This window comes from Streptomyces apricus (genome assembly GCF_008369065.1).
In the GTDB taxonomy this organism is placed as follows: Bacteria; Actinomycetota; Actinomycetes; order Streptomycetales; family Streptomycetaceae; genus Streptomyces; species Streptomyces apricus.
The window spans coordinates 1-1,765 of the sequence record NZ_VDFC01000187.1; the positions used below are offsets into that span (position 1 = coordinate 1).

Here is a 1,765-nt window from a genome sequence, read left to right on the forward strand (position 1 = left end):
GGCGGCGACGCCGGGGAGGACCCGGAGGCCGAGCGCGTGCGCCGCGAACGGGCCCGCGAGACGAGCGCCGGGATCGTCTCGTACGCCACCGACGCCGCCGCCCGCCTGGTCGTGTTCGCCCTCTCGGGCACCCTGTGGGCCGTCCGCACGGACGGGGGCGCGCCCCGCCGGATACCCACCGCGGGCCCGTTCGCGGCGCACGCGCTCGGCCTCCGGGTCCTCCCCGGCGTCGCCGCCGAGCGCGTGCGGGTCCGCGAGCAGCCGCTCCCCGCCGTTCTCGTACAGCCACAGCAGGCCCGTCGTGGAGCGGCCGCCCGCGGTGCGCAGGAAGAGGACGCGCTCGCCGTCGGGCGACACGGTGAAGCCGCGCGGCACGCCGAGGGAGAAACGCTTCGTACGGGCGAACTGCAGGGGCAGGTCTTCGGTGGTCATGAGTGATTCTTGCAAGCGGAAGCCAGGCGGAGGCCAAGCGGAAGCCAGGCGCCGCAATCTGCGCGGCAGGTGAGCCGAAGCCGGCAATCAGCCGAGGAACCTGGTCACTGTCTCGATGAACCAGTCGGCGTCTTCTTCGGCGACGAAGTGCCCGGTCGGCGCGACCGCGCCCTGCACCTCGTCCGCGTGGGGGGCGAGGGCCTGGGCGGTGGCGGTGCCGGAGTGGGCGGTGCCGATGGCCAGGACGGGCATGGGCAGCTTCCGCCCGGCGAGCAGGGCCCGGTTCTCGCGTCCGTCCTCCAGGAGGGTGCGGTAGTGCTCGAAGCCACCGCGCAGCCGTTCCCGGCCGGTGTACGCCTGGGCGTAGGCGGCGAGGTCGTCGTCGCTGAAGGTGCCGGGGTTGGACATGGCGGTGAAGGKGGCGGTGAAGAATTCGAGTTCGTGGCCGTCGAAGAGCATCTCGGGCACGTGCGGGGTCATGAAGAAGCCGAAGTGCCACATGCCGCCCTCGGCGACGTTCATCGCCTCTTCCAGGCCGAGGCCCGGCAGGAGGGAGTCGACGAGGATCAGGTGGGAGACGTCCTCGGGGTGGGCGGCCGCCCACGCGAAGGCGACCATCGAGCCGATGTCGTGGCCGGCCACGGCCACCGGACCGGTCAGGTCGAGGGCCTTGAGGATTCCGCGTATGTCGTCGGCCTGGCCGGTCTTGGCGTAACCGCCTTGGGGGCGGTCGCTGTCACCGGTTCCGCGCAGGTCGGGGACGACGACCGTGTGCCTCCGGGCGAGTGCGGGCATCACGCGGGCCCAGGCGCGGGAGGTCTGGGGCCAGCCGTGCAGCAGGACCAGGACCGGCCCGCTGCCTCCGGCAGCCACCGACAGGTGGGTGCCGTTGGTCGCGATCCTGTCGATCTCGAAGCCGTCGGGAAGCCAGTCGGCAGTACTCACGAGGGTGCCCTTCCATGAAGGTGGACGTGGTCGAGTGGAGAGGGGGTGTGCTGTGAAGGGAGCCGAAGCAGTAGGTGTCCCTGGGCTCCGGGGCGGTGGCGAAGCGGTGGTGGTCAGGCGCTCGGGCGGGCGAGCCGGCGCAGCCGCTCCTCACCGATCATGGTCAGCATGTCGGTGTGCTCGGGGCGCCACCCCAGTTCCCGCTGGGCGCTGGTGGCGCGGATGCGGCTGGAGGCGGCCATGACGAGAGCGCCGAACTCGCCCCACACACCAATGGCCTCCTTCATGGAGACGCTGCGGGCCTGCACGCCGAGATCGGCGGCGACCCTCTCCGCGATCCAGCGGTTGGGGGTCTCACCGGCGACGGCGTGGTAGAGCCCTCCAGCCC

General features: G+C 72.3%; 1 protein-coding gene and 2 pseudogenes. All 3 read right to left on the reverse strand.

The window, feature by feature from the left end; all coding sequences use genetic code 11:
- A pseudogene (locus FGF04_RS40535) lies at nt 1-432 on the reverse strand (S9 family peptidase); the annotation flags it as partial.
- A gap of 87 nt (nt 433-519) precedes the next feature.
- Nucleotides 520-1,377 (reverse strand): alpha/beta fold hydrolase, encoded by an 858-nt coding sequence (locus tag FGF04_RS39080; protein ID WP_149516141.1) that lies wholly within the window; start codon nt 1,375-1,377, stop codon nt 520-522.
- 113 nt (nt 1,378-1,490) lie between these two features.
- Nucleotides 1,491-1,765: pseudogene (locus FGF04_RS39085) on the reverse strand (NAD-dependent epimerase/dehydratase family protein); the annotation flags it as partial.